The organism is Janthinobacterium sp. BJB304, assembly GCF_002735765.1.
Lineage (GTDB): Bacteria > Pseudomonadota > Gammaproteobacteria > Burkholderiales > Burkholderiaceae_D > Janthinobacterium.
Genome location: NZ_PDZN01000018.1, coordinates 75,123 through 100,669, shown reverse-complemented (window position 1 = coordinate 100,669; position 25,547 = coordinate 75,123). Strand labels below are relative to the sequence as shown.

The 25,547-nt window shown below is 68.4% G+C and carries 13 protein-coding genes; 10 read left to right on the top strand and 3 right to left on the bottom strand.

Going from position 1 to position 25,547, the window contains the following annotated elements; all coding sequences use genetic code 11:
• Positions 1 to 3: 3 nt before the first annotated feature.
• Genes CSQ95_RS20685 through CSQ95_RS20675 form a run of 3 tightly spaced genes read right to left on the bottom strand, consistent with a single transcriptional unit; the run spans position 4 to position 2,854 of the window.
• Positions 4 to 1,047, bottom strand: a complete 1,044-nt coding sequence (locus tag CSQ95_RS20685) for a serine hydrolase (protein WP_218963628.1) — start codon at positions 1,045 to 1,047, stop codon at positions 4 to 6.
• On the bottom strand, positions 1,038 to 1,841 hold the full coding sequence (locus tag CSQ95_RS20680) for an alpha/beta fold hydrolase (RefSeq protein WP_099410859.1): 804 nt from the start codon (positions 1,839 to 1,841) through the stop codon (positions 1,038 to 1,040). The genes CSQ95_RS20685 and CSQ95_RS20680 overlap by 10 nt, the downstream gene beginning before the upstream one ends.
• On the bottom strand, positions 1,838 to 2,854 hold the full coding sequence (locus CSQ95_RS20675) for a M14 family zinc carboxypeptidase (protein WP_070288115.1): 1,017 nt from the start codon (positions 2,852 to 2,854) through the stop codon (positions 1,838 to 1,840). Before CSQ95_RS20675 ends, CSQ95_RS20680 begins: the two co-directional genes overlap by 4 nt.
• Before the next feature lie 207 nt (positions 2,855 to 3,061).
• On the opposite strand from CSQ95_RS20675, the gene CSQ95_RS20670 reads away from it, so the two are divergent.
• The 10 genes from CSQ95_RS20670 to CSQ95_RS20625 all read left to right on the top strand — a co-directional run bounded on the left by CSQ95_RS20670 (position 3,062) and on the right by CSQ95_RS20625 (position 25,542).
• Positions 3,062 to 3,805, top strand: a complete 744-nt coding sequence (locus tag CSQ95_RS20670) for a hypothetical protein (protein ID WP_143450015.1) — start codon at positions 3,062 to 3,064, stop codon at positions 3,803 to 3,805.
• On the top strand, positions 3,802 to 4,377 hold the full coding sequence (locus tag CSQ95_RS20665; protein WP_070288122.1) for an RNA polymerase sigma factor: 576 nt from the start codon (positions 3,802 to 3,804) through the stop codon (positions 4,375 to 4,377). The genes CSQ95_RS20670 and CSQ95_RS20665 overlap by 4 nt, the downstream gene beginning before the upstream one ends.
• Positions 4,378 to 4,385: 8 nt before the next feature.
• Positions 4,386 to 5,360, top strand: coding sequence for a FecR domain-containing protein (locus CSQ95_RS20660; RefSeq protein ID WP_099410857.1), 975 nt, complete (start codon positions 4,386 to 4,388; stop codon positions 5,358 to 5,360).
• 153 nt (positions 5,361 to 5,513) lie between these two features.
• The gene (locus CSQ95_RS20655) at positions 5,514 to 18,140 is read left to right on the top strand and encodes a filamentous haemagglutinin family protein (RefSeq protein WP_099410856.1); all 12,627 of its coding nucleotides are present in this window, start codon (positions 5,514 to 5,516) and stop codon (positions 18,138 to 18,140) included.
• The gene (locus tag CSQ95_RS20650) at positions 18,137 to 18,862 is read left to right on the top strand and encodes an RNA polymerase sigma factor (RefSeq protein WP_099410855.1); all 726 of its coding nucleotides are present in this window, start codon (positions 18,137 to 18,139) and stop codon (positions 18,860 to 18,862) included. The genes CSQ95_RS20655 and CSQ95_RS20650 overlap by 4 nt, the downstream gene beginning before the upstream one ends.
• A gap of 76 nt (positions 18,863 to 18,938) precedes the next feature.
• Positions 18,939 to 19,595, top strand: a complete 657-nt coding sequence (paoA, locus tag CSQ95_RS20645) for an aldehyde dehydrogenase iron-sulfur subunit PaoA (RefSeq protein ID WP_099410854.1) — start codon at positions 18,939 to 18,941, stop codon at positions 19,593 to 19,595.
• Complete coding sequence (locus CSQ95_RS20640) at positions 19,592 to 20,551, top strand: xanthine dehydrogenase family protein subunit M (RefSeq protein ID WP_099410853.1); 960 nt, start codon at positions 19,592 to 19,594, stop codon at positions 20,549 to 20,551. The genes paoA and CSQ95_RS20640 overlap by 4 nt, the downstream gene beginning before the upstream one ends.
• A 4-nt stretch (positions 20,552 to 20,555) precedes the next feature.
• Positions 20,556 to 22,754, top strand: coding sequence for an aldehyde oxidoreductase molybdenum-binding subunit PaoC (paoC, locus tag CSQ95_RS20635; RefSeq protein ID WP_099410852.1), 2,199 nt, complete (start codon positions 20,556 to 20,558; stop codon positions 22,752 to 22,754).
• Between the two features lie 125 nt (positions 22,755 to 22,879).
• The gene (locus CSQ95_RS20630) at positions 22,880 to 24,517 is read left to right on the top strand and encodes a response regulator (RefSeq protein WP_257218125.1); all 1,638 of its coding nucleotides are present in this window, start codon (positions 22,880 to 22,882) and stop codon (positions 24,515 to 24,517) included.
• Complete coding sequence (locus CSQ95_RS20625; protein ID WP_099410850.1) at positions 24,514 to 25,542, top strand: ABC transporter substrate-binding protein; 1,029 nt, start codon at positions 24,514 to 24,516, stop codon at positions 25,540 to 25,542. Before CSQ95_RS20630 ends, CSQ95_RS20625 begins: the two co-directional genes overlap by 4 nt.
• Positions 25,543 to 25,547 lie beyond the last annotated feature (5 nt).

Here is a 25,547-nt window from a genome sequence, read left to right as displayed (position 1 = left end):
AGTTCAAAGACCGAAGGCGCGGCGCATGAAAGCGTGCCGCAGCGCGTTGACCCTGGCGGAATCGCGCGTGAAGTACAGCTTATTGGTCAGCAGCACCGCATAGCGGCCGCGCTGCGGGCTGATCCACAGGGCCGTGCCGGTGAAACCCTGGTGGCACCAGATGTCGTCCTGCGGCCCGCTGCCTGTCGCCGGGTGCCAGAACAGGCCGCGCGACGGGCTCAAGGAACCCGTTTGCACGGTCAGCGAATCACGCACCCAGCCGGCGTCGAACACCTCGCCATGGCGCTCCTGCGCCAGCATCGCCTGCAGGAAGCGTTGCAGGTCCGGCACATTCGAAAACAGCCCGGAAATGCCGCATACGCCGCCCAGCAGCCGCGTCGAAAAATCATGCGTCACGCCGGCAAGATGGGCGCCCGCCTGCTCGCAATACTCGGTCGGCGCGACCAGCTTGCCATGCGCAGCCGGCAGCGGGCCAAAGCGCGTGGCGGCCATGCCCAGCGGCCGCAGCACATGTTCTTCCAGGGCCTGGTCCAGGGGCATGCCCAGCAGCCGCTCGATGACCAGGCCGAGGATCAGGGCCGCGCGGTCCGTGTAGTCGACCGCCTGGCCTGGTATGCCTTCCAGCGGTTCGCGCAGCACGCCGCGCACGATATCGTCGTACACCTCGCCATAGCTGGCGCGCAGGCGGGCGCGCAGCGGCAGGCCGGCCGTATGCGTGAGCAGCTGGAAAATCGTGACGGGCGCCAGCGCATAGCCGTGCGTGCCGGGCAGCACGTCGGCCAGGCGGGTGTCCAGGCCCAGGCGTTCCTGCTTCAGCAGCCGGCCCGTCAGCGACCAGACGCTGATGATCTTGGTCAGCGACGCGATGTCGAACAGAGTGTCGACCTGCATCGCGGCACTGGCGGGATCGGGCGTGAGCCGCCCGGCCGCGCCCGCCACGCCGTCGTCGACGGTGCCCACGGCCCAGGCCGCACCCGGGAAAATGTGCTCGCGTACGCCGGCCTCCGCCAGCGCTGCCAGCTGGTCCGTATGGTTGCTTATCTGCATATTAATTGGGCTGTGTTTATCTGCTTGTCGTCTGCCGCTGGCACTCCCAGCCAGCGCGCCACCGATTGCGCCAGCCATTCGCCCTCATCGAGCGGCAAGTCGTGGCCCGCATCGCCGTGGATCAGGCAATCGGCTTGCCAGACGCGCGCCAGGCGCTGCGAGCAGCGGTGGTCGACCAATTGATCTTGCGCGCCGGCCATCACCAGCACGGGCATGGCCGGACGGCTGGCGGGGGCGCGGTAGCGGGCGGCCGACAGCAGCTGGCGCAGCGCATTGCACCGGTTGACCGGATATTCCTGCTGGTAACTGAGCCAATCCGCCAGCAGCGCCGGATTGCCATGGGCGTGCCTGCGGCTCGTCAGGCGCAGGATCAGCGCTTCCTGGCTGCGTGCATCACCGGCCAGCAACTGGCGCAGCAGGGCGCCGTAGTTTTGCCAGCGCAGGCGCCGGTAAAACGGGCTGTATGGCCGCATGCTCGTGTTGACGAGCACGCAGCGTGCGATTTCCTGCGGATAGCGGCTTGCCCATTCGACGGCCACCATGCCGCCCAGGGACAGGGCCAGCAAGTGGTATGGCGCGGGGATGCCGCGCGCCAGCAAGTGATGGCGGCAGTTCTCCACCATGGCGGCCACGCGGGTGGCGCTGTCTTCGTCGTGGCGCGTGCCGTTGCCGGGCAGGTCGGACGTGACGATGCGGGCGCCGGGCAGGGCGCGCGCCAGGGTGGCGGGGAAGCTGCCCCAGTGGCGCTGTTCGCGCATCAGGCCGCGCAATAAAATCCAGGTGGGCGTCGTCATGATTCGTACCATTGCGCCAGGGCGCGCCGGCGCTGCGCCTTGCGCAGCAAGCCTTCCGGCATCCAGCGGCCGTGGCTGCTGGCGGCGCGCATGAGGAAATCGAACCACACCAGGTGCCGCCGCAGCACGCGCTGCAAGCGGTGCGCGGCCGTGGGGTTGAAGATGCTGACCCGGTTGAACAGCTGGCGCGGATTTTTCTTGACCCACAGCCACGAGCCCATTTCCAGGGTCAGGGGCAGGAACACGCGGCCCGTGTAGCTGGTGCCGTTCAGGTACAGATAGTCCCACAGGTCGCCATGCGTGCGGTATTGCCGGCTTTGCGGCTCGAACACATAGTTGTGGTTGGGGTAGCTCTGGCTGAACAGCTCTTCCAGCGCGCCGATCTCGGCCAGGTGTTCGATCGGCACCTTGGTGTGGGCGTGCGGAAACCAGATGCGGTCGCGCAAGCCGAAGCCGGAATGGCAATCGAGGGCGATGCTGAACTGGCGCGACAGCAGTTCGCGTTCGACGAGGTCGCACACGGCCTGGCTTTCCCGCTCCATCGGCCCTCCGGCCGCGCCCCGGTACCAGGGCAGGCGGGGGCTGTAGCGCTGGCCGCCCAGCATGAACGGCACATTTTCGCGCGCACTCAATGGCGCGTTGCGCATCAGGTCCACGCCGCGCGGATTGCTGCGCGTCGCTTGCCACATGCCGCCCGGATTGACCAGCGGCATGAACACGAGGCGCATGGTTTCCAGTTGCTGGTGCAAGGTGGCGTCCCAGCGCAGGCGCGCGACCAGGCTTTCCAGGAACGAGAGCAGCACTTGCGTGCCGATGCGTTCGAGGCCGTGGATGCCGCCGAAAAAGCCCAGCACGGGCACGTCGGGGCTGGGATTGCCCATGGCGATCGAATACACGGGAAATGCGCGTCCATCGATGGCGATGCTGCAGGGCGCGGCCACTTCCAGGTGACTGCCGCCCTCGTCGATGAGGCGCTTCAGCATGACCAGCTCGGGCAGATTCTTTTCGATCATCAGGCGTCTGAAAGGGAAAGTAGCAGCCAGTGTAGCCGAAATCATTGCCGCGTCCGACGTCCCGCATGGCGAAATTTATTGGTGATAAGCATGTCACGAAGCCGTCATGTTTGCTGTGTAGTCTGTTGCAGTTGACGCAAGGATTGTTCATTGTAAACACCCCAGGCGTCCGCTTTACTCCTCACACGATAGCGACACGATAGCGATATGACAGGCAGCCCGGCATCCGTCCATGTGCTTGCGCTGGCCGGATACCTGGTACTGCTGGGTTTCCTGGCCGCGGTGGGGCCCGTGCGGGCGCAGCCGGCCGACGGCGCCGTCTTGCAGTTCGATATCGCCGCGCAAAACCTCGGCGACGCGCTGGATATATACAGCCGCCGCACGGGCATCGCCGTGCTGATCGACCAGCGTTACGCGCAGCGCCAGTCGGGCGCCGTGCGCGGCCCCTATGCGGCGGGCGCGGCCCTGCAAGTCTTGCTGGAGGGCACGGGTCTGCAATCGCGCCTGTCCGACGCGCAAGCCGTCATCGTGTATGCCCCGGCCGCGGCTTCGGCGCTAGCCGCAGCGGATCTGCCGCCGGCCGCGATGCTGGCCGCCGCCGACATCCCGGGTGCCACGCAGGGCGGCGGCGACCACGCGGCCTATGTGGGCCGGCTGCAGCACGTGCTGCTGGGATTGCTGTGCCGCGCCGCGCAGACGCGCCCCGGCGGCTACCGCCTGGCGCTGCAGCTGTATCTGAATCGCGCCGGCGTCGTCGACCGCGTGCACCTGCTCGACAGCACGGGCTTGCGCGCGCGCGACACGGCGATTGCGCGCGTGGTGCTGGGCATGCGCGTGGGCGCCGCGCCGCTGCCGTCGATGCCGCAGCCTGTTTCCATCCTGCTGCTGCCGCAAGGGCCGGGCAGCGAAGTCGATTGCGTCGCTGGCGTGCAAGGAATCTCCGCGCCATGAGCCTGCCCGACCTGCGCACCAGGCTCAAAGGCCACCTCAGTTCGCGCTACGCCGTGCTGCGCTGGCGCCTCGAACGCGTGGTCGGCTGCAAGCACCACGCGGCCGATGCGCTGCAGGAAACCTGGCTGCGCCTCGAGGCGATGGTGGCGCCCGGTCCCGCCGCCGCGCCCGTCCATAATCCCGACGCCTACCTGCTGCGCATGGCGGCCAATATCGCCACCGATGCCTACCGCCGCGACCGCATTATCGTCACCGAGCGCGAACGCGAGGAGCTGATGCACATGGCCGACGAGACGGGCGACGACATCAGCGACCCGGCGCGCATCGTCTCGGCGCGGCTCGACGTGCAGGCGCTCGACGCGGCCTTGGCGGGCCTGTCGCCGCGCCGCCGCGCCATCCTGACGGCGGCGCGCATCGACGGCATGCTCAATGCGGAGATCGCCGAGCGCTTCGGCATTTCCGTGGCGATGGTGAAGAAAGAATTGCAGGCCGCCATGCAACACTGTAAAACGTGCATGGCCGACGCCGATGCGGCCCAGCGCAGCGATGTGTCGGGCCGCCGTAAATATTGATGAATCCCATGACCGCTTCCGACCGCGATCCACGCGACCTTGTTGAACATGACGACACTGCCATCGGCCGGGAAGCCGCCGCCTGGTGGGCACGCCTGCGTGCCGACGATTTCACGCAGGCCGACGCCGACGCCTTGCGCGCCTGGTGCGCGCGCAGCCCCGCGCATGCGCGCGCCTGGCGCGAACTCAGGCAGGTGTGGCAGGCGCTCGATCCCGCCTTGACCCGCGCCGCCGCCGCGCCGCCGCGGGCAAACGTGCTGGCGTTCCCGCTCCGTCCAGGGCGGCGCGCTTTTCTCGGCGGCGCGCTGGCGGCCGGCGTGGCCGTGCTGGCCCTGCGCCCGCCGCTGGGCGCCTGGCCGTCGCTGCAGGAGCTTGGCGCCGACTACCGCACGGGCACGGGCGAGCAGCGGCAACTGGCCCTGTCGCAGCAGATGACGGTGCAGATGAATACGCAGACGCGCATCGATGTGCGGGCGCCCGAGTCGATCGAACTGCTGGGCGGCGAGGCGGAAATCCTCGCCAGCGGCGCGCGCCAGCCCGTGTCGGTGGTGGCGGGCGCGGGGCGTTTATTGGCGCAGTCGGCCCGCTTCAATGTGCGCCACACGGGCGACGCCGTCTGCGTGACTTGCCTGGCGGGCGCCGTCGAGGTGGTCTGGCAGCAGCGGCGCCAGACCCTTGATGCAGGACAGCAACTGGTGTACGACGACGGGGGCGCGCAGGCGGCCACGACCGCACCAAAGGGCGAAGCGAGCGCCTGGCGCACGGGTGCGTTGTCGTTTGCCGGCAAGCCGCTGTCCCAGGTGGTCGATGAAATCAACCGCTACCGGCCCGGCCGCGTGCTGCTGCGCAATCCCGAACTGGGCCGCCGCCTCGTGCGCATGCGCTTTTCCATCCGCCAGATGGATGGCGCGCTGGCGATGATACGCGACTTGACGGGAGTAGAAATGATCAGTTTGCCGGGCGGCATCGTCTTGCTGAGCTGATCTCGGCGGATGCCGGATGCCCCGGCGGCACGCGTATCAAAATATTTTTCAAAAAACATTATCCCTTCCGCCGCCCAGCTACGTCATGGAGGCATGGACGCTTGCGCTAACGCCAGGCTCCGTTCCCATCCCACTAGCCAGGAAACTATTGCCATGACCAAGCTTCACACTGCCCAGCGCCCAGTCCCAACCGTTGACACGGGCGCGCAGCGTACTTCCACGCTGGGCAGCCGCCTGCGGCTCACGCCGCTTGCTTACGCACTGACCACCATGCTGATGGCGGGTGCCTTCAGCACGCCGGCGCGGGCGCAGCAGGCGTTCAGCGGCGGCTGGTTCGCGGCCAAGGGTGCGGCGCAGAATACGGCTGCCACCTCGGGCCGATTGCCGAATGGCCAGCCGCTGCCCCTGGGCAGCCGGCCCGAGGGCCAGCAACAGCAGGCCAATCAGCAGTTGCAACGCTCGCTCAACAACCTGAACCTGGCCGCGCGCGCCATCGCCGCGCAGCAATCGGCCCAGGCGCAGGCGCGCCAGAGTGCCGCCGGCGGCGCCATCGCGCCGAACGGCCTGGCGCAGGGCGGCTTGCAGGTCGACACCAACAGCCTGACGGCCGGCTGGCTCAATGCCCAGGCGCCCGTGCAGACGGTGGCGAACGGCAAGACGGCCGTGGTGGTGCAGCAGACGGCGGACAAGGCCATCCTGAACTGGGAAACATTTAATGTGGGAAAGGATACGACCCTGACCTTCCAGCAGCAAAAGGACTGGGCCGTGCTGAACCGGGTCAACGATCCGCAAGCGCGTCCCAGCCAGATCCAGGGGCAGATCAAGGCCGACGGCACGGTGCTGCTCGTCAACCGCAACGGCATCGTGTTTACCGGCACGAGCCAGGTCGACACGCGCAGCCTGGTGGCGGCCGCGGCCCGCATCAGCGATACGCAATTCCAGAAAAACGGCATCTACAGCGCCGGCACGGCCGGCGCCACGACATTTACTGACGCGGCCGGCAAGGTACAGGTACAGGCGGGCGCGCGCCTGGCCAGCAATGCGCCCAAGGGCAGCACGGAAGGCGGCGGTTACGTGATGCTGCTGGGCAAGGAAGTGCACCAGGCGGGCGAGATCGCCACGCCCAAGGGCCAGGCCCTGCTGGCCGCCGGCGACAGTTTTACCATTAAAAAAGGCGTGGGCACGGATGGCAATCCGCTGTCGAGCACGCGCGGCAGCGAAGTCACGCCGCAGTTCGCGGCCGGCAGCACGGCGGGCAAGGTCGTCAACACGGGCCTGATCCAGGCGCGCGAAGGCGACGTCACCCTGGCCGGGCGCGACGTGCGCCAGGAAGGCGTCGTGCTCGCCTCCACCACGGCGGCCACGCGCGGCACGATACACCTCAACGCCCTGGGCAGCGACGCGGCCGTCATCGTGGGACGGGGCGCCACCACGGCCATCGTCATCGAGGACGACGGCAAGACGACGGCGCTCGACAGCCAGCGCGACGCCATGCGCGGCCCGGCCGCGACGTCCACGGAAAACATCGTTGCCGTCAACGACCGCCGCGACCAGTCGCGCATCGAGATCGGCAGCACCGGCACGGTGGAATTCATGGGCGACTCGCTGACCCTGGCCACGGGCGGCCAGATCGCCGTCAACGCGGCCAGCCGCAGCCTGCTGCGCGACGGCGCCCAGCTCGACGTCTCCGGCGCCGTGGGCGTGAAGGTGGCCATGGAGGCGAACAATGTCGAGATCAACGTGCAGGGCAACGAGCAGCGCGACGCGCCCGTCAACCGCGACGGCAAGGCCTTGATCAACAACAATATCTGGGTCGACCGCCGCAAGCTGGTGTTCGTACCGAAGGGCACGAACGGCTACGACAGCGACCGCTGGTACACGGCCGGCGGCTTGCTGGAAGTGGCCGGCTACCTGGGCACGCAGGGCCATTCCGTCAGCGAGTGGATGGCGCAGGGCGGCACCGTCAGCTTCGGCGGCAAGGATGTCGTCACGCAAGCTGGTTCTGCCATCAACCTGTCGGGCGGCACCCTCGACGTGCAGACGGGCGCGCTGCGCCAGACCTGGCTCAAGGGCGCGGACGGCAAGCTGTATGAGGCGGGCAGCGCGCCGGCCGACTTGCCGTATGCGGGCGTGTACAAGGGTTACGAGGAAGAACATGCGCGCTGGGGCAAGGATGCCAGCGCGTTCTACGCCAATCCATTGATCGCCGCGCAAAAACGGCTGGAAAACGGCTATACGGTGGGCCGCGACGCCGGCAAGCTGGTGGTCGCCACCGGTTCGGCCGTGCTGGAAGGGGGCATCGCGGGCGAGGTCTTCCAGGGCGAGCGCCAGACCCAGGCGCCGCAGGCCCTGCTCGACGGTTACCAGCAGTCGCAGTTCGCCGCCGCGCAGCGGGGGCAGCTGATCGTCGGCCAGTACCAGCCGATGTTCGACAAGCGCACGGGCGTGCTGCAGCATGCGCTGTCGGCCGTCATGGACGAGGTGCGCCTGACGCGCGTGCAGGACGGCATCGCCGCCGGCCTCGACGTGACAGGCGTGCTGGCTTCAGAGCGCCAGGGCAAGCTGCTGCTCGATACCAACTTGCTCAATGACCAACATCTGGGCGCCATCCGTATCGCCGCGAAAGGATCGATCACCGTCGACAGCGCGCTGCAGGTGGCCGACGGCGGCAATATCACCCTGTTCGGCAAGGACGTGGCCATCAATGCCAGCCTGCGCAGCCATGGCGGCAGCATTGCGGCCGGTAATGTGCTGAATCAGCTCGGCGCGCTGGGCATGAACGACACGGTCGTCAATCCGGGCGGGCCCGTGGGCAAGCTGGTGCTGGCCGACGGCGTGAGCCTCGATACCAGCGGCTTGCTCAGCAATGTGCTGCGCGATCCGCTGGCCGCCGCCGGCCTGCCCTATATCAATGGCGGCAATGTCTCGCTGCGGGCGTACGGCGACGTGCGCCTCGGCAGCGGCAGCCTGATCGACGCCGGCTCGGGCGCGGCCATCCTGTCGCAGGCGAAACAGCAGGGCGGCAAGGGCGGCAATGTGAGCCTGGCCAGTTATGGCGCCAAGGCCGACCTGGTGCTGGGCGAAGGCGCACAAGTGCGCGGCCATGGCGTGCAAGGCGGCGGCAAGCTGGAATTACAGGCAAACAAGATTTTGATCGGCAAAACTGAAAAAACCGAGGCCGGCCCCCTGCACTTGGGCGGCGACTTTTTTGAGCAGGGTTTTTCCAGTTACAGCCTGGTCGGCAAGCAGGGCTTGACGGTTGCGGACGGCACGCAAGTCGACGTGCGCATGCCCGTGCTGCGCGTGGTGGACAATGAAAAACTGGCCCTGTGGACGCCGGAACAGGTCACGGAAAACCCGCTCAAGGGCACCTTGATCCAGCGCAAGGGCGCCAGCCTGGCCCTGCAGGTGGGCGATATCCAGTCCGGCGCGGTGGACATGGCCGGCGCCGAGCTGCTGATAGGCAAGGGCGCCGTGGTGAGCGTCGATGCGGGCCAGTCCATCAAGCTGGCCAGCGTGGGCCAGTTGACGGTGGAAGGCCGGCTGAACGCCTGGGGCGGCAAGATCAGCCTGGGCGGCGTGGGCGTCGACGTGAACGTGTCCGAAGCGGTGGAAGCGGCCGGCCATGGCCGTTCCATCTGGATCGGCGAGAATGCCGTGCTCGACGTGGCGTCGCGCGCCGTCACGGCCACGGACGCGCAGGGCCGGCGCTATGGCAAGGTGGCGGACGGCGGCAGCATCGTCGTCGGCGGCGAAATCGACCACGCGCAGGGCAGTACGTCGGCGGCCAGCCTGTTCGTCGTCGTGCGCGACGGTGCCGTACTCGACGCTTCCGGCGCGCACGCCGTGCTGGACGTGAACGGCGCGGCCATCGACGTGGCCAGCGCGGGCGGCAGCATCGCGCTGGCGTCGAACAATGGCTTGTACCTCGATGGCCAGCTGCTGGCCAGGGCGGGCGGCGCGGGCGCGGCGGGCGGCAGCCTGTCCGTGGCCACGGGCACCCCGATCTACCTGAAAACGCTGGCGACGGACAAGGTGCTGCAGGGGCGCCAGCTGGCCTTGACGCAGCACAAGGTTGCCAGCGACCTGGCCGGCGGCGTGCATGCGCAGGATGCGGCGCAGGACGGGCCGCAGGCGCTGCAGTACGGCCATGGCCGTTACTCGGTCGAGCAAGTGGAGGCGGGCGGCTTCGGCAGCCTGGCCCTGCTCGGCGCCGCCTCCTTCGATGGCGACGTGTCGCTGACGCTGCAGCAAAGCTTCCAGCTGTACGGTGCGCCCGTGCTGGCGCCAGGCAGCAAGCCCGGCGCGAAGATCAGCATCGCGGCGCCGTATGTGCGCCTGGCCAGCCTCAAGCCGGTGGGGCGCGACTACTATGTCACGCCAGGCGGCGCGGATCAGTCGCCGGTGGCCGGCCAGATCAGCATGGCGGGCGACCTGATCGACGTGCGCGGCATGGTCAATATCGTTGCCGACGACGTGCGCCTGAGCAGCCGCGGCGACCTGCGTTTCCTGTTGTCTCCGCTGGGATGGGATGGCAACCAGGCGACGACGGTGCTGTCCACATCGGGCGACATGACCCTCAGCGCGGCCCAGCTTTACCCGGAGACGGGCGCCGGCGCCGCCGTGCGGGCCGGTTATGGCAAGATCAATGGCAAGATAGGCTACGATCCCGCGCACAGCCTGAACTTCGCGCGCACCACCGACAGCGTGCCGGCCATGCCGTATTCCGCCTTCGGCTCGCTGGAGCTGGAGGCCGCGCACATCGAGCAGGGCGGCGTCGTGCGCGCGCCGCTGGGGCGCCTCGCCATCGGCGCGGCAGGCTATGACAATGACAAGAGCCTGAGCGTTAATTTGTTGCCAGGGAGTATCACCTCCGTCAGCGGTGCCGGCCTGGTCATGCCGTACGGCGGCACCCTCGATGGCCAGACCTGGAACGTCAACGGCAAGCCGGCCACCCTGACGGGCGTGGGCGGCATCAATGCGCAGGGCGGCTTGCGCATCGGCGTGGACATGGCCGGCGTGGCCGTGGACGTGCGGCCTGGCGCGCTGCTCGACCTGTCCGGCGGCGGCGAACTGACGGGCGCCGGTTTCATCGCGGGCCGCGGCGGCTCGACCGACGCGCGCTACCACCCGCTGGTACAGGTGGGGGCCAATGGCGGCTTTGTCCTGCCGGGCCTGGCGACGAATCCCGTGTACGCCATCGTGCCCGGCGTGCAGGCGCCGCAGGCGCCCGCGGGCGGCGACAAGGGCGCCGCCGATCCGGCCATCGGCCGGCAGGTGACGCTGGGCGGCGGCGTGCCGGGCTTGCCCGCCGGCACCTATACCCTGATGCCGTCGACCTATGCCCTGCTGCCGGGCGCCTTCCGCGTGGAACTGAACGGCCTGGCGGGCCAGGGCAGCGCCGGCACGCTGGCGCAGCCGCTGCGCAACGGTTCCTGGACCGCGCCCGGCACCCTGTCGATCGCCGGCACGGACATCCGCGCGCCGCTGGCCAGCCAGCTGATACTCACGCCGGCCAAGGCCTTGCGCACCTATTCCCAATACAACGAAACCGGCTATGCGGCCTACGCGCTGGCCGATGCGCAAACGCGGGGCATTCCCCGCGCGCAGCTGCCGGCCGACGCGAAGACGCTCAAGCTGACCCTGGCGCAGGACGGCGGCCCGGACACCTTCCAGTTCAAGGGCACCGGTAAATTCGGCGCCGCCGAGGGCGGCTATGGCGGCACCGTGCTGCTGATGCCGGGCCAGAGTGCCAACGGCGATATTGAAATCCTCGCCGACGGCGCGCCGGCCACCAGCGGCGCCGGGCAGGTCAGCGTGCGCGCGTCAAGCCTGAACAATATCGGCGCGGCCCGCATCGTGGTGGGCAATTCATCCACGGTGGAGTATGGCCAGGGCGGCAATTACGTGAACTTCGGCGTCAATTCGGCGCGCGCCATCTACCTGCGCGCGGGAGCCATCCTGTCGGCGCCCGAGGTATTCCTGGTGGCCCAGGATCCTGGCAATTATGAATTGGGCGATGGCTTGATCGATATCGCCGCCGGCGCCGGCATCAACACTGTGGGCCGCGGCAAGGCCGCATATGACGCCAACGACGGCTTCGTCTACAAGAGCCGCCCGGATGTGCACGTGCTGGCCGCCTCGAACGGTTTGCTCAATGTGGCGCCGGTTGGCGGCGCGACGCGCGGCGGCATCCGCATCGGCGTATGCGACGACGCTTGCGCGGGCACAGGTACGGGCACAGCGAGCCTGTACTCGGAAGGCACGTTGCTGCTGTCGACCACCGGCAGCTTCCAGCTGGACGACACGGCGCGCTACGGCACGCGCAACCTGAGCCTGGCCGTGGGCGCCATCAATATTGGCTCGAACGAGGCGCTGGCGGCGGCCCAGGCCAGCGGCACGCGTTCCACCGGCCTGGCCATGAACCAGGGCTTGCTGGACCGCCTGCTGCGCGGCGATACCAGCACGGGCGCGCCGGCCCTGCAGGCGCTGATGCTGAGCGCGGCCGACAGCGTCAATTTCTATGGCGACGTGGTGCTCGATACCTATGACAAGGGCACGGGGAAATCGACCTTGGAGCGCCTGGTGCTGACCACGCCCGCCATGTATGGCCAGGGCGGCGCCGATGCCGTGGCGACCATCCGCACGGCCAACCTGATCTGGGGCGGCGCCCTGTCGCCGGCCGGCAATGTCATCGCGCATGGCGCCGGCACGGGCAGCGGCACCCTGAACCTGGAAGCGGAGCGCATCGATTTCGGCTTCGGCCCGTTCACGCAGCCGGCCGGCGTCGCCTCGTTCGACCGCCTGGCGCTGGGCTTTGGCAACGTCAACCTGAAGGCGTCGGGCCAGGTCACGGCCAACCACAAGGGCAGCCTGTCCGTCTACCAGGCGCAGGGCGCCTACGAGGCCGGCAAGGGCTTTCAGTACAGCGGCGGCAAGCTGAATATCAGCACGCCGCTGCTGACGGGCGACGCAGGTTCCTCGCACAGCTACACGGCGGGCGGCGCGCTGAAGGTGGCGGCGCCGGCCGGCGCGGCGCCAGCGGCTCCCGTCAAGAATAACGCGGCGCTGGGTGCGCAGCTGGCGCTGAACGGCGACAGCGTGAGCGTGGCGACGGCCGTGGTACTACCGAGCGGCAAGCTCACGATCAGCGCCCAGCACGACATCACCGTGGCCGACGGCGCGCGCATCGACATGGCGGGCCGCAAGAGCACCTTTTTCGACGTGGATAAATACAGCTGGGGCGGCGACGTGACGCTGGACAGCCGCGCCGGCGATATCCGCGCAGCTAGCGGTGCCGTGATCGACCTGTCGGCCGAGAACAACCGCGCCGGCAGCCTGAAGGCCGTGGCCCTCGATGGCGCGGCCGGCATGGTCGACTTGCAGGGCAAGATACTGGGCGGCGCCAGCGGCAGCCACGATGCGGGCGGCACCGTGGTGCCATACAAGAAGGGCAGCGTGGACGTGCGCGCGCAGACGCTGGGCGCGGGCGGCACCCTGGATAGCCAGTTCGCGTCGCTGAACACGCGCCTGACGGAAGGCGGCGTGACGGGCGGGCGCAGCTTTCAGCTGAAACAGGGCGATTTGACGATAGGCAATGAACTCAAGGCGGGCGAGGTGCAGGTATCGCTCGACAATGGCCGCCTGACGGTGGCAGGCACGATCGACGCCAGCGGCGAGCGCGTGGGCAGCATCCGCCTGGCCGGCAAGCATGGCCTCACTTTGGCCGGCAATGCCGTGCTCGACGCGCATGGCACGCTGTTGCGCGTCGACAGCTATGGCAAGATCATCGACAGCCCGAACCGGGCCACGGTGGAATTGAACGCGGGCGAGGGCACATTGGACCTGGCCGGCGGTGCGCAGATCGACCTGCGCCACGGCACGGCCGCCTTGGCCGGCAAGGGCAAGGGCGAATACGACGGCGCCGCGCGCGGCACGCTGGAACTGAGCGCGCCGCGCCTGGGTAGCGGCGGTTCCCGCACGGATGCGGACGCAGCCACCTTTGGTGATATCGCCATCGCCACCGGCGGCGGTTTTACCGTGCGCGGCGCGAAATCGATCGCCGTCAACGCCATGCAGCGCTATGACGACGCGGCCTACGCCACGGACCTGTCGGCCAGCGGCCGCCCTTACCAGGTGATCGACCAGGCATATCTTGACAGCAAGCATGCGGACAGCACGGCCTTCATCGACGCGGCGCTGGTCAACACGAACTTGCGCAATATCAAGCTGGCGGGCTTGAACACGGCCGCGTATGCCGATGCGCTGCACTTGCGCCCCGGCGTCGATATCGTCAGCAAGACGCCGGACGGCGACCTGCTGGTGCGGGGCGACCTGGACCTGTCGGGCATGCGCTACGCCAGCCTCAATCCACGCTTTCAAGCAACAAATGTGCGCGGGTCGGGCGAGGTGGGCAGCCTGTTGCTGCGCGCCGGCGGGGATTTGAGCATCTACGGCAGCATCAACGACGGCTTCGCGCCGCCGCCCGCCACCACGGACGACGGCGGCTGGGTCTTGCTGCCGGGGCGCGACATCAATGGCAGCGACGTCATCGTGCCGGGCCAGGGCGTGACCGTGGCCGACGGCACCTTGTTCCCGGGCGGGATCGCGCTCAATTACGACGTGCCCCTCAAGGGCTTCAATCTGGATGCGGATACGCGCCTGCCCGCGGCCATGACCCTGGACCAGGCCGTCACCTTGCCGGCAGGCACGGTGCTGGCGGCCGCCGTGCGCGACAGCGCCGGCAATATCGTCCACGCGGCCGGCAGCCTGCTGGCCACGGCGCAGACCTTGACAGCCGGCATGCGCCTCGATGCGGGCAGCGTGCTCAGGCAAACGGTGAAAGTGCGCGCCATGACCTGGCCCAAGGGCGTGCCGCTGCCTGGTGTGGCGGGCGAACGCTCGGTGTTCGCGCTCAACGGCAACCTGGCGCTGGCCGTGGGCGCCCTGATCCCGTCCGGCACCGACGTCAAGCTGATGCCCGATGTGAACGCGATTCAGCTGCGCCCGGACGTGGCGGGCAGCCAGGGCAAGCTGTGGGCCATCGCGCCCATGCTGGCCGAAGGCTCGCAAGCATGGGGCATGCGCCTGGTGGCGGGCGCCGACCTGGAGGCGGCCGACACGCGCGGCGTGCAGGCGCATCCCGCGCACGGTACCCTGCGCCTGGCCGACAGCCACTACGGCATGTACGGCATCCTGATCCCGCCGAAAGGCGTGCAGTACTGGAGCAAGGAAGCGGGAGAGCAGGGTATCGAAGGCGTCGTGGCGGGCGAGCCGATCTCCGAGGAATTCCTCAATCAGAACGGCACCACGATTGCGCAGTTCTGTGCCGACACCCCCGGCTGGTGCGATCTGAGGGTGGCCTACGTGTGGACCAAGGCCGGCGCGGAAGAGTTTGCGGATCCCAGCGTCAAGGCGGGCGACCTGCTCGACCCCGTGGCGCTCAATTGGCCGACCATTTGCGAGGACAATCCCACCTGGTGCGGCATGGCCAACGCCACGTTCGACTACAAGGCGTCGAGCCTGCGCCACAGCGTGCTGCGCACGGGCACGGGCGACCTGGACCTGGTCAGCGGCGGCGACCTGCGCGTGGACAGCCTGTATGGCGTGTACACGGCAGGCATGTCGTCCACGCCGACGTTGCCAGGCGACCCGTTCAACCAGGCACGGGCGCGCAATGCCGACGGCAAGGTATTGAACAATCCGGACGGTGCGCACGAACACCTGGTCGACGGCGGCGCCGACAGCATCTACCGCGCATGGTATCCGGACCAGGGCGGCAATCTGCTGCTGCAGGTGGCCGGTGACTTGAGCGGCTCGCTGATCGACGCGGCTGTCGCCAGCAACGGGCGCCCCGTCAGCAAGGATGGCTTGGGCGATTCGGTGGCGGTTGGCAACTGGCTGTGGCGCCAGGGCAGCGGTGGCGTGGCCACGGGCGGCGCGCCCCAGCCGACGGCGTGGTGGATCAATTTCGGCAGCTACGTGGGCCGCGATACCCTGGCCGATACGGTGCTGGGCTTTACAGGCTTCGGCACCCTGGGCGGCGGCAATCTGCGCGCCGACGTGGCGGGCGATGCGGGCGTGCTGGCGCCGCTGACCGGCAGCTCTTATAGTGAAAACATCAATCGACGCTCGCAGGGCTTGCTGCTGGCTGTCGGCGGCACGGGCCGCGTGCAGGCCGACGGCAGCCTGCTGCTGACGGGCGGCGGCGACCTGGACTTGCGCGTGGGCGGCGCCCTCAACCCCGCCAGCAAGCCCGGTGGCGGCCACCGGAATGGCGCGCTGGTCGACTTGCGTGGCCACGTGGAAACGTTGGCCACGCAGTTGGGCAGCGTGGCGCTGGAATACGGTACGCGCAATACGGATCACGTGCCGCTGGAAACGCGCGCCTTTGACGCCTTCCGTGCCACGCGCGCCTCGCCCCGGGGCGGCATGACCCTGGTGCCGGGCGACGCTACCTTCAGCGTGGCAACCCTGGGCGACCAGGTGCTGCAGGACGTTGCCGACCCCGGCCGCGTGACCGCGTTCAATGCCACGCCGTTTACCGGCGCGGCGGGCGAGCAGGGCTACGGCTACAGCTGGTTCAGCTTGTGGACGCCGCGCACGGCGCTCGACCTGTTCTCCGCCGGCGGCAACATGACGCCGCTGACGGGGCCCATCGGCACGGCCACCGACCTGGCCATCGTCTATCCCTCCATCGTGCGGGCGGCTGCCGCGAATGGCAGCCTGTACTACGGCAAGACCATCGCGGATTGGGGTAGCGCGTCCGTGTATGCGGATCCTTTGGTGCTGGCGCCGTCTTCCAACGCCCAGTTGCAATGGCTGGCCAGTGATTCCATCTATGCGGGCGGCTATGCCGTCAGCCAGTCCGGCGCTGCCGCCGACAGCATCGCGACGCCGTTCAAGCCTGGCTTCACGGGCTGGGATATCAAGCCTTACGTGAGCAGTCCCCTGGCTAGCAATGTCTCAAGCACGGGGACGCCGGCAACGAAGTGGAACTTCCCGCTGTTCGCCTTCGGCCCCGATTCCGCCGCCGGGCCCGCCAACAGCGGAACGCAAGCGGCCCGCATCTATGCCGTGAAGGGCGATTTGATCGGCGTCAATAGTGGCCGCATGGTCGCGTTCTACGACGCCAAGCATGCGGGCACCACCTGGTATGAGGGGGCGCAACCGGTGTGGATGAAGGCGGGCCGCGATATCGTCGGCAGCGGTACGGCATTGCTGGAGGGCATCGACGGCACGAGCAGTGGCGACATCATGTTCCACAATTACAGCAACCTGTTCGTGCACAACAATGCATTTGACGTCTCGGTGGTCTCGGCCGGGCGCGATATCCTCAGCAGTTCCTTCAACGTGGCCGGCCCCGGCACGCTCGATATCAGCGCCGGGCGCAACATATTGATGCAGGACAAGGGCAGCGTCGTCAGCCTCGGCCCTGTCGTCGCCGGAGACAAGCGTCCGGGCGCCAGCATCGCCATGCAGGCGGGCGTGGGCGCGGCTGGCCTCGATTACCTGCGCTTCGTCAAGCCGTATCTGGACCCGGCCAACGTGGCCCAGGCGGGCGTGCCGCTGGCCGAGCAGGCTGGCAAGGTGGTGAAGTCGTATGCGACCGAATTGACGACCTGGCTGAATGAACGCTACGGCTTCAAGGGCACGGCCGCCGAGGCGCAGGCCTTTTATCTGGCCTTGCCCGAGCCGCAGCAGCGCGTCTTCGCCCGCGACGTGTATTTCGCGGAACTGAAGGCGGGCGGGCGCGAGTTCAACGATGCGGACAGCGCCCGCTATGGCAGCTTCCTGCGCAGCCGCAATGCCATCGCGGCCCTGGCGCCGGCCAAGGACGCCAGCGGCAAGGCCATCGATTATGCGGGCGACATCGTCATGTACCGCGGGCTCTACGCCAAGCGGAACGACGGCGAGCAGCGCTGGGATTATTTCCCCCGCAGCGGCTACGTGCACACCAACTTCGGCGGCGATATCCAGCTGCTGACGCCTGGCGGCAAGCAGGTGTTCGGCATCGAAGGTGAGGCGCCGCCGTCGACCTCGGGCGTCATCACCAAGGGCGGCGGCAACATCGAGCTGTTCTCGCGCGGCAGCATCCTGCTGGGCCAGAGCCGCGTCATGACGACGTTTGGCGGTGATATCCTGGGCTGGTCGTCGGAGGGCGACATCAACGCGGGGCGCGGCTCGAAGTCGACCATCGTCTACACGCCGCCCAAGCGCGTGTATGACAACTGGGGCAACGTGACCCTGTCGTCCGACGTGCCGAGCACGGGCGCCGGCATCGCCACCCTGGCGCCGATCGCCGAAGTGCCGGCCGGCGACGTCGACTTGCTGGCGCCGCTGGGCACCATCGACGCGGGCGAGGCGGGCATCCGCGTCTCGGGCAGCGTCAACCTGGCCGCGCTGACGGTGGTGAACGCGGCGAACATCCAGGTCAAAGGCGAATCGAAGGGCATGCCGACGGTGGCGTCCGTCAACGTGGCCGCCATGACCAACGCCAGCGCGGCCGCCACGCAGGCCACGGCCGCCGCCCAGGAGGTGGTGCAGCGCGAGCGCGCCGCCACCCGCGCCGCGCAGCCGTCCGTGTTCACGGTGCGCGTGCTGGGCTTTGGCAACGACGCGCCGCCCGACAGCGCGCAAGCGGCGCCGCAGGATGGCGCGCGCACCGAGGCGGCCGACTACAACCCGCGCAGCGCCGTGCGCGTGCTGGGCCTGGGCACGCTGCCGGAATCGGCCACGCGCCAGCTGACGGCGCAAGAGCGCAGCAGGTTGTCGCCATGATGGCCGGCATGGCTGGCGCCTTGCCCTTGCGCATGACAGGTGCCATGCGGCAGGCAGGCATGGCCTGGTACCGGCCCGCCATCCGGCCCCGCATGCAGGCGGCCAACGATATGGCGCCCGTGCCAACGCCGGCGCCGGGGCAGGGCTCCAGGCTGCAGGCGGTGCTGGAAGGCAATTACGCGGCCCTGCACCGGCGCCTGACGCGCCACCTGGGCTGCGCCGAGCTGGCCAGCGACAGCCTGCACGACGCCTGGCTGCGCCTGGGCGCGCTGGCGGCCGGGGACGGCGCGGCGCTGGCGCACAGCCCCGTCGCCTATGTGTTTCGCGTGGCGTGCAACGCGGCCATGGACAGCCTGCGGCGCAATCGCGCCTGGCTGTATGCGGACGAGGAGGATGGCGCCGCCGGCCTCGTCGATTTCCTCGCCGATACGGCGGCGGGACCGGAGCGCCTGGCCGAGCTGCAGGCCGACGTGCGCCGGCTGGCGCAAGCCGTCGACTTGCTGCCGCGGCGCCACCGGCAAGTGCTCGAAGCGCTGCGCGTGGATGAGCTGACTCGCCAGGAAGTGGCCGAGCGGCACAACATGTCGCTGCGCAACGTCGATACGGCTTTGCGCCAGGCGCTCGACCATTGCGCCCGCCACACGGGCTACGCGGCGCAGGGCGGCGTCGGCACGACCCGGCGCAGCTTGAGGCTGAACGTTCGTTCGCGTACAGACGCTTAGGCATCCGGCCGCCAGACTGCTGCTTCGGGCCTGCATGCGCCCACCCAGCCAGTCCACAGCCAGGAGGAAGCGCGAGATGACAGACTGTAATCACATCAATGCCGGCAGGCGCGGCTTGCTGATCGCCGGTGCGCTGTCGGCCACGGCGGTGGCCGTGCCCGGCGTGACGGGGGCAGCCGAAGCGGCCCATGGCGCGGCCCAATCCGGACAGGCGCCGCCCGTCCTGATGAAAGTCGGCCTGAACGTCAACGGCCGGCGCCACAGCCTGGAACTCGACACGCGCACCACCTTGCTCGACGCCTTGCGCGAACATTTGCACCTGACGGGGACCAAGAAGGGCTGCGACCATGGCCAGTGCGGCGCCTGCACCGTCATGCTCGACGGCCAGCGCATCAATGCCTGTCTGACCCTGGCCGTGATGCATGACGGCGCCAGGGTCACCACCATCGAGGGGCTGGGCACGCCCGAGAAACTGCATCCGATGCAGGCCGCCTTCATCGCGCATGACGGTTATCAATGCGGCTACTGCACGCCGGGGCAGATCTGCTCTGCCGTCGCCGCGCTGGGCGAGATCCGCCAGGGCATCCCCAGCCACGTCAGCGCGGACCTGAACGCGGCCCCGCAAGCGACGCCCGAAGAATTGCGCGAACGCATGAGCGGTAATATTTGCCGCTGCGGCGCCTATTCCAACATCATCGAAGCCATCACCGAGGTGGCGGGGGGGGCGGCATGAGAGTGTTCAGCTATCAAAAGCCCGCCACGCCGGCCGAAGCGGCGGCGGCCGCCTTGACTACGCCGGGCGCCCGTTTCATCGCGGGCGGCACGAATCTGCTCGATCTGATGAAGCTGGAGATCGAAACGCCCGCGCATTTGATCGACGTCAATGGCCTCGCGCTGGACAAGGTGGAGACGACGAAGGACGGCGGCTTGCGCATCGGCGCCCTCGTGCGCAACACGGCCCTGGCCGCGCACTCCACGGTGCGGCGCGACTATGCCGTGCTGTCGCGCGCCCTGCTGGCCGGCGCCTCGGCGCAATTGCGCAACAAGGCGACGACGGCCGGCAACCTGCTGCAGCGCACGCGCTGCCCGTATTTCTATGACACGAACCAGGCGTGCAACAAGCGCGTGCCGGGCAGCGGCTGCTCGGCCATAGCCGGCTTCAGCCGGCCGCTGGCCATCCTGGGCGGCAGCGAGGCGTGCATCGCCACGCACCCAAGCGACATGGCCGTGGCCATGCGCGTGCTCGACGCCGGCATCGACACGGTGCGGGCCGACGGCAGCACGCGCAGCATCCCCATCGCCGACTTTTACCGCTTGCCGGGCAGTACGCCGCAGCTGGAAACGATGCTGCAGCCGGGCGAATTGATCACCAGCGTGACCTTGCCCCGGCCTATCGGCGGCACGCACGTCTACCGCAAGGTGCGCGACCGCGCCTCGTATGCGTTCGCGCTGGTGTCTGTCGCGGCGATCATCTTGCCCGATGGCACCGGCAGGCTGGCCCTGGGCGGCGTCGCGCCGCAGCCGTGGCGGCTTGCCGCCGCCGAGCAGGCCATGCCCGCTGGCGCGGCCGCCGTCAGCGAACGCCTGCTGGCCGGCGCCAGGCCGACGGCCGATAACGGCTTCAAGCTGATCCTGGCGCAGCGCACCGTGGCGTCCGTCCTGGCGCAAGCACCAGCGAAGAAAGGCTAGGGCCATGAAATTCACGACACCTGCGACCACCAATCCCATCGACCAGCTGAAAGTCGTGGGCCGCCCCACGGACCGCATCGACGGCCCCCTGAAAACCACGGGCACGGCGCCGTACGCGTATGAACAGAACAAGGCCGCGCCGCATGCCGCCTACGGCCACGTCGTCGGCGCGGCGATTGCCAAGGGGCGCATCGCTTCGATCGACACCAGCGCCGCGCGCCGCGCGCCCGGCGTGCTGGCCGTGGTGACGGCGGAATCGGCGGGCAAGCTGGGCAAAGGCAAGATGAACACGGCGAAGCTGCTGGGCGGGCCGGACATCGAGCATTACCACCAGGCCATCGCGCTGGTGGTGGCGGAAACGTTCGAGCAAGCGCGTTCGGCCGCGCAGTTGCTCGATGTCAAGTATATCGAGCAGCCGGGCGCCTTCGATTTGGCCAAAGCAAAGGGCACGGCGGCCAAGCCGAAGGACGGCAAGCCCGACAGCAAGACGGGCAACTTCGCCGGCGCCTTTGCGAATGCGCCAGTGCGCCTGGACGCTACCTATACGACGCCTGACCAGTCGCACGCCATGATGGAGCCGCACGCCTCGATTGCCGCCTGGGAGGGGGATAAATTGACAGTCTGGACGGCGAACCAGATGGTGGACTGGGGCCGGGGCGATCTGGCCCGCACCCTGGGAATGCCGAAGGACAAGCTGCGCATCGTCTCGCCCTACATCGGCGGCGGCTTCGGCGGCAAGCTGTTCGTGCGCGCCGAAGCGTTGCTGGCGGCCCTGGGTGCGCGCGCGGCGCAGCGTCCCGTCAAGGTGGCCCTGACGCGGCCCATGATGATCAACAACACGACGCACCGGCCCGCCACCATCCAGCGCCTGCGCATCGGCGCCACGCGCGACGGCAAGATCACGGCCATCGGCCATGAATCGTGGTCGGGCGACCTGAAGGGCGGTCAGCCGGAAACGGCCGTGATGCAGACGCGCCTGCTGTACGCGGGGGCCAACCGCATGACGGCCATGCGCCTGGCCGTGCTCGACTTGCCAGAAGGCAACGCCATGCGCGCGCCGGGCGAGGCGCCGGGGCTGATGGCGCTGGAAATCGCCATGGACGAGCTGGCGGAGAAATTGAACATGGACCCCATCGTCGTGCGCATCCTGAACGACACCAAGGTGGACCCGGAAAAACCGGGCAGACCGTTTTCCCAGCGCCGCCTGATCGACTGCCTGCGCACGGGCGCCGTTGAATTCGGCTGGAAAGAGAGAGCAGCCCAGCCGGGCATGCGGCGCGACGGCCGCTGGCTCGTGGGCATGGGCGTGGCGGCCGCTTTCCGCAACAACCTCGTCATGCAGTCCGCCGCCCGGGTGCGTCTCGATGGCAACGGCATCGTGACCGTCGAGACCGACATGACGGATATCGGCACGGGCAGCTATACCATCATCGCCCAGACGGCGGCGGAAATGCTGGGCGTAACCTTGAACCGGGTCGTCGTGCGTCTGGGCGACTCGGATTTCCCCGTCTCGGCCGGTTCGGGCGGGCAGTGGGGCGGCAACAGCTCGACGGCCGGCGTGTACGCGGCCTGCGTGCGCCTGCGCCAGGCCATCGCCGGCAAGCTGGGCTTTGATGAAAAGGAGGTGCGCTTTTCCGATGGGCAAGTCAGCCAGGGCGAACGCAGCGTGCCGCTCGCCGCCGCCGCCTTTCATGGCGATATCGTCGCGGAAGACCATATGGAATACGGCGAGCTCGATAAAAAATTCCAGCAATCGACGTTCGGCGCGCATTTCGTCGAAGTGGGCGTGGACAGCGACACGGGCGAAGTACGCGTGCGCCGCATGCTGGCCGTGTGCGCGGCCGGCCGCATCCTGAACCCGAAATCGGCGCGCAGCCAGGTGATCGGCGCCATGACCATGGGCGTGGGCGCGGCCCTGATGGAGGAACTGGTGGTCGACCGGCGCCGCGGCTTCTTCGTCAACCACGACCTGGCCGGCTACGAAGTGCCAGTGCACGCCGACATCCCGCACCAGCACGTGATCTTTCTCGACGAAACGGATCCCATGTCCTCGCCCATGAAAGCCAAGGGCGTGGGCGAGCTGGGCATCTGCGGCGTGGCGGCGGCCGTCGCCAACGCCGTCTACAACGCGACGGGCGTGCGCGTGCGCGACTATCCGCTGACCCTCGACAAGTTGCTGCGCGGGCTGCCCGTCATGAGCTGACATCTGCCCCGCGCCAGCGCGCGCGTGACAAAGCGTGTATTTTTGGTAATTTCCAGATGCTATGCTCGGAACGCATGCTGCGGGGCAAGTTCCCTCTCCGCAAGGCCATGCCGCCAGGAGAATGCATGAACAGATCATCAATGCCGCCCCGGATACTGATCGTCGATGACGAGCTGGCGCACGTGCGCGCCCTGTGCGACACCTTGCGCGGCCAGGCGTACGACACGACGGGGCTCGCTTCGGGCGAGGCGGCGCTGGCCCTGCTGGCCGTCGAATCGTTCGACCTGCTGCTGGTCGACCTGATGATGCCGGGCATGAACGGCATCGCCGTGGTGGAAGCGGCGCGCAAGATCGATCCGGACCTGGCCTGCATCATCATGACGGGCGAAGGCACGATCGCCTCGGCCGTGCAAGCGATGAAGGCGGGCGCGCTCGATTACGTCGTCAAGCCGTTCAAGGTGTCGGGCATCCTGCTGATACTGGCGCGGGCGCTGGAGACGCGCCAGCTGCGCATCGCCAATGCGCGCCTGGAACTGCTGCTGCGCCAGCACACGGCCGAACTCGACGCCATGAACCGGGATTTGCGGCTGGCCCGCGAAGTGGCCGAGCGGGCGAACGAGGAAAAAACCAATTTTCTGGCCAGCATGAGCCACGAGCTGCGCACGCCGCTCAACGCCATCCTGGGCTTTTCGCAGATGCTCACGTCCGATTCCATCCCCTCGACGGTGCAGGAAAAGAAAACCTTTGCCTCGCACATCTTCGGCGCCGGCCGGCATTTGCTGACCTTGATCAACGATATCCTCGACATCGCCAAAATCGAGTCGGGCAATATGGCGCTGTCGATGGAGTCCGTGGGCCTGGCCGATATCTACCACGAATGCTGGCAAATGATGGAGCCGCTGGCGCGCAAGCGCGGCATCACCTTGACGTTCGTCGAAGCGGGCAGCGTGCACGTGCTGGCCGACCGCACGCGCCTCAAGCAGGTGCTGCTCAACCTGCTGTCGAACGCCGTCAAGTACAACCGCGATCAGGGCGAGATCCACGTCGATTGCCAGCCCGTCGATGCACGGCAGCTGCGCCTGTCCGTGCGCGACACGGGCGGCGGGCTGAGCGCCGCGCAGCTGGAGGTGCTGTTCCAGCCCTTCAACCGCCTGGGACGCGATGGGCGCGACGAGGAGGGCACGGGACTGGGGCTGGTGGTCAGCAAGCGCCTGGCCGAAGCCATGCAGGCGACCATAGGCGTGACCAGCACGCCCGGGCGCGGCAGCACTTTCTGGCTCGATATTGACAGTTGCCCCGCGCGCTACCCGCTGCAGGAGAGTCCGCGCCTGTCCGCCATTGCCCGGTCCGCTGAAACGATGCCCCTGCCGGAGCGCAAGACGCTGCTGTATGTGGAAGACAATCCCCTGAACGTGACCCTGGTGGCGGGCTTGGTGCATTTTCGCCCCGATCTCGACCTGCTGTCTGCCGGCGACGGGCAGACGGGCCTGGACATGGCGCGCCGCCACCTGCCGCAGCTGATACTGATGGATTGCGACTTGCCCGACATCAGCGGCACGCAAGTCATGCAGCTGCTGCGTGCCGATGCCCGCACCGCGCACATTCCCGTCATCGCGCTGACGGCCGTGGCCGGACCCGGCGATATCCGCCAGGGGCTGGCTGCGGGCTTTTTCCGCTATCTGACCAAGCCGATCGACGTGGCGGCGTTTTCCGAGGCCGTCAACAGCGCGCTGGAATCGGCCACGGCGCCGTGCAGCGCATGAACGGCCCGGCACCGGCGCGGCGGGCGGTCTGGCTGGCGGCCGCACTGCCGCTGCTGGCGCTGGCCGCCGTGGCCGTCTGGCGGCTCGCTGCCCGTCCCGCGCCGCCGCCCGGTCCCGTGGAAGTGCTGCGCCTGGCCGTGAATGCGGAGTATGTGGGCAGCTGCCCCGTGCTGGCCGCGCGCGGACACGGTTATTTCGCGCGCGAAGGCATTGACGCGCTGCTGCAGCCGTATTCGTCGGGCAAGGCTTCGCTGGAAGCCGTGCTGCAGGGCAAGGCCGACCTGGGCACGGCGTCCGATATTCCCGTGGTGCTGGCCAGCCTGCAGAACCAGTCCGTCGTCATCATCGCCAGCATCTTCGAGGCCGAGCGCGACCACGGCATCGTGGGGCGCCTGGACCGCGGCGTGTCCACGCCCGCGAGCCTGAAGGGCAAGCGCATCGGCGTCACGTTGGGCACTTCCGGCCAGTTCACGCTCGAGGCCTTTTTGAACCGTCAGAAGCTGCTGCCCGCCGAAGTCAGCATGCGCAACTACGCGCCGGACCAGCTGGCCGGGGCGCTGGCGCGGGGCGAGGTCGATGCGGCGGCAGGCTGGGAACCGTTCCTGACGGGCATGACGCACGCCATTGCCGGCAATGCGGCCATCTTCTATGGCGAAGACGTGTATGCGGGCCTGTTCAACGTGGCCGGCACGGGCGGTTATGTGCGCAGCCACCCGGCGACGATGCGCAAGGTGCTGCGCGCACTGATCGCCGGCGCGCGCTTTTGCCGGGACGAGCCCGATGCCGCACGCGCGCTGTTTGCCAAGGCGTCGGCCGGCGAGGCGCAGCGCCTGCAGGCGGCCTGGCACGGTTATCAGTTCGGCATCGTGCTCGACCAGCGCTTGCTGCTGGCGCTGGAAGACGAGGCGCGCTGGGCCATCAAGAACCGGCTGGCCGGGAACGGCGAGATGCCGAACTTCCTCGATGCCGTCTACCTGGACGGCCTGGAAGCCGTGGCGCCGTCGGCCGTGACGGTCATCCATTGAGAAGG

Excerpts from the sequence above, each read along its gene's own strand:
- paoA (WP_099410854.1), top strand. The coding sequence starts at position 18,939 with ATGACAGACTGTAATCACATCAATGCCGGCAGGCGCGGCTTGCTGATC.
- CSQ95_RS20675 (WP_070288115.1), bottom strand. The coding sequence starts at position 2,854 with ATGATCGAAAAGAATCTGCCCGAGCTGGTCATGCTGAAGCGCCTCATC.
- CSQ95_RS20685 (WP_218963628.1), bottom strand. The coding sequence starts at position 1,047 with ATGCAGATAAGCAACCATACGGACCAGCTGGCAGCGCTGGCGGAGGCC.
- CSQ95_RS20640 (WP_099410853.1), top strand. The coding sequence starts at position 19,592 with ATGAGAGTGTTCAGCTATCAAAAGCCCGCCACGCCGGCCGAAGCGGCG.
- CSQ95_RS20655 (WP_099410856.1), top strand. The coding sequence starts at position 5,514 with ATGACCAAGCTTCACACTGCCCAGCGCCCAGTCCCAACCGTTGACACG.
- CSQ95_RS20670 (WP_143450015.1), top strand. The coding sequence starts at position 3,062 with ATGACAGGCAGCCCGGCATCCGTCCATGTGCTTGCGCTGGCCGGATAC.
- CSQ95_RS20665 (WP_070288122.1), top strand. The coding sequence starts at position 3,802 with ATGAGCCTGCCCGACCTGCGCACCAGGCTCAAAGGCCACCTCAGTTCG.
- CSQ95_RS20660 (WP_099410857.1), top strand. The coding sequence starts at position 4,386 with ATGACCGCTTCCGACCGCGATCCACGCGACCTTGTTGAACATGACGAC.
- CSQ95_RS20625 (WP_099410850.1), top strand. The coding sequence starts at position 24,514 with ATGAACGGCCCGGCACCGGCGCGGCGGGCGGTCTGGCTGGCGGCCGCA.
- CSQ95_RS20650 (WP_099410855.1), top strand. The coding sequence starts at position 18,137 with ATGATGGCCGGCATGGCTGGCGCCTTGCCCTTGCGCATGACAGGTGCC.
- paoC (WP_099410852.1), top strand. The coding sequence starts at position 20,556 with ATGAAATTCACGACACCTGCGACCACCAATCCCATCGACCAGCTGAAA.
- CSQ95_RS20680 (WP_099410859.1), bottom strand. The coding sequence starts at position 1,841 with ATGACGACGCCCACCTGGATTTTATTGCGCGGCCTGATGCGCGAACAG.
- CSQ95_RS20630 (WP_257218125.1), top strand. The coding sequence starts at position 22,880 with ATGAACAGATCATCAATGCCGCCCCGGATACTGATCGTCGATGACGAG.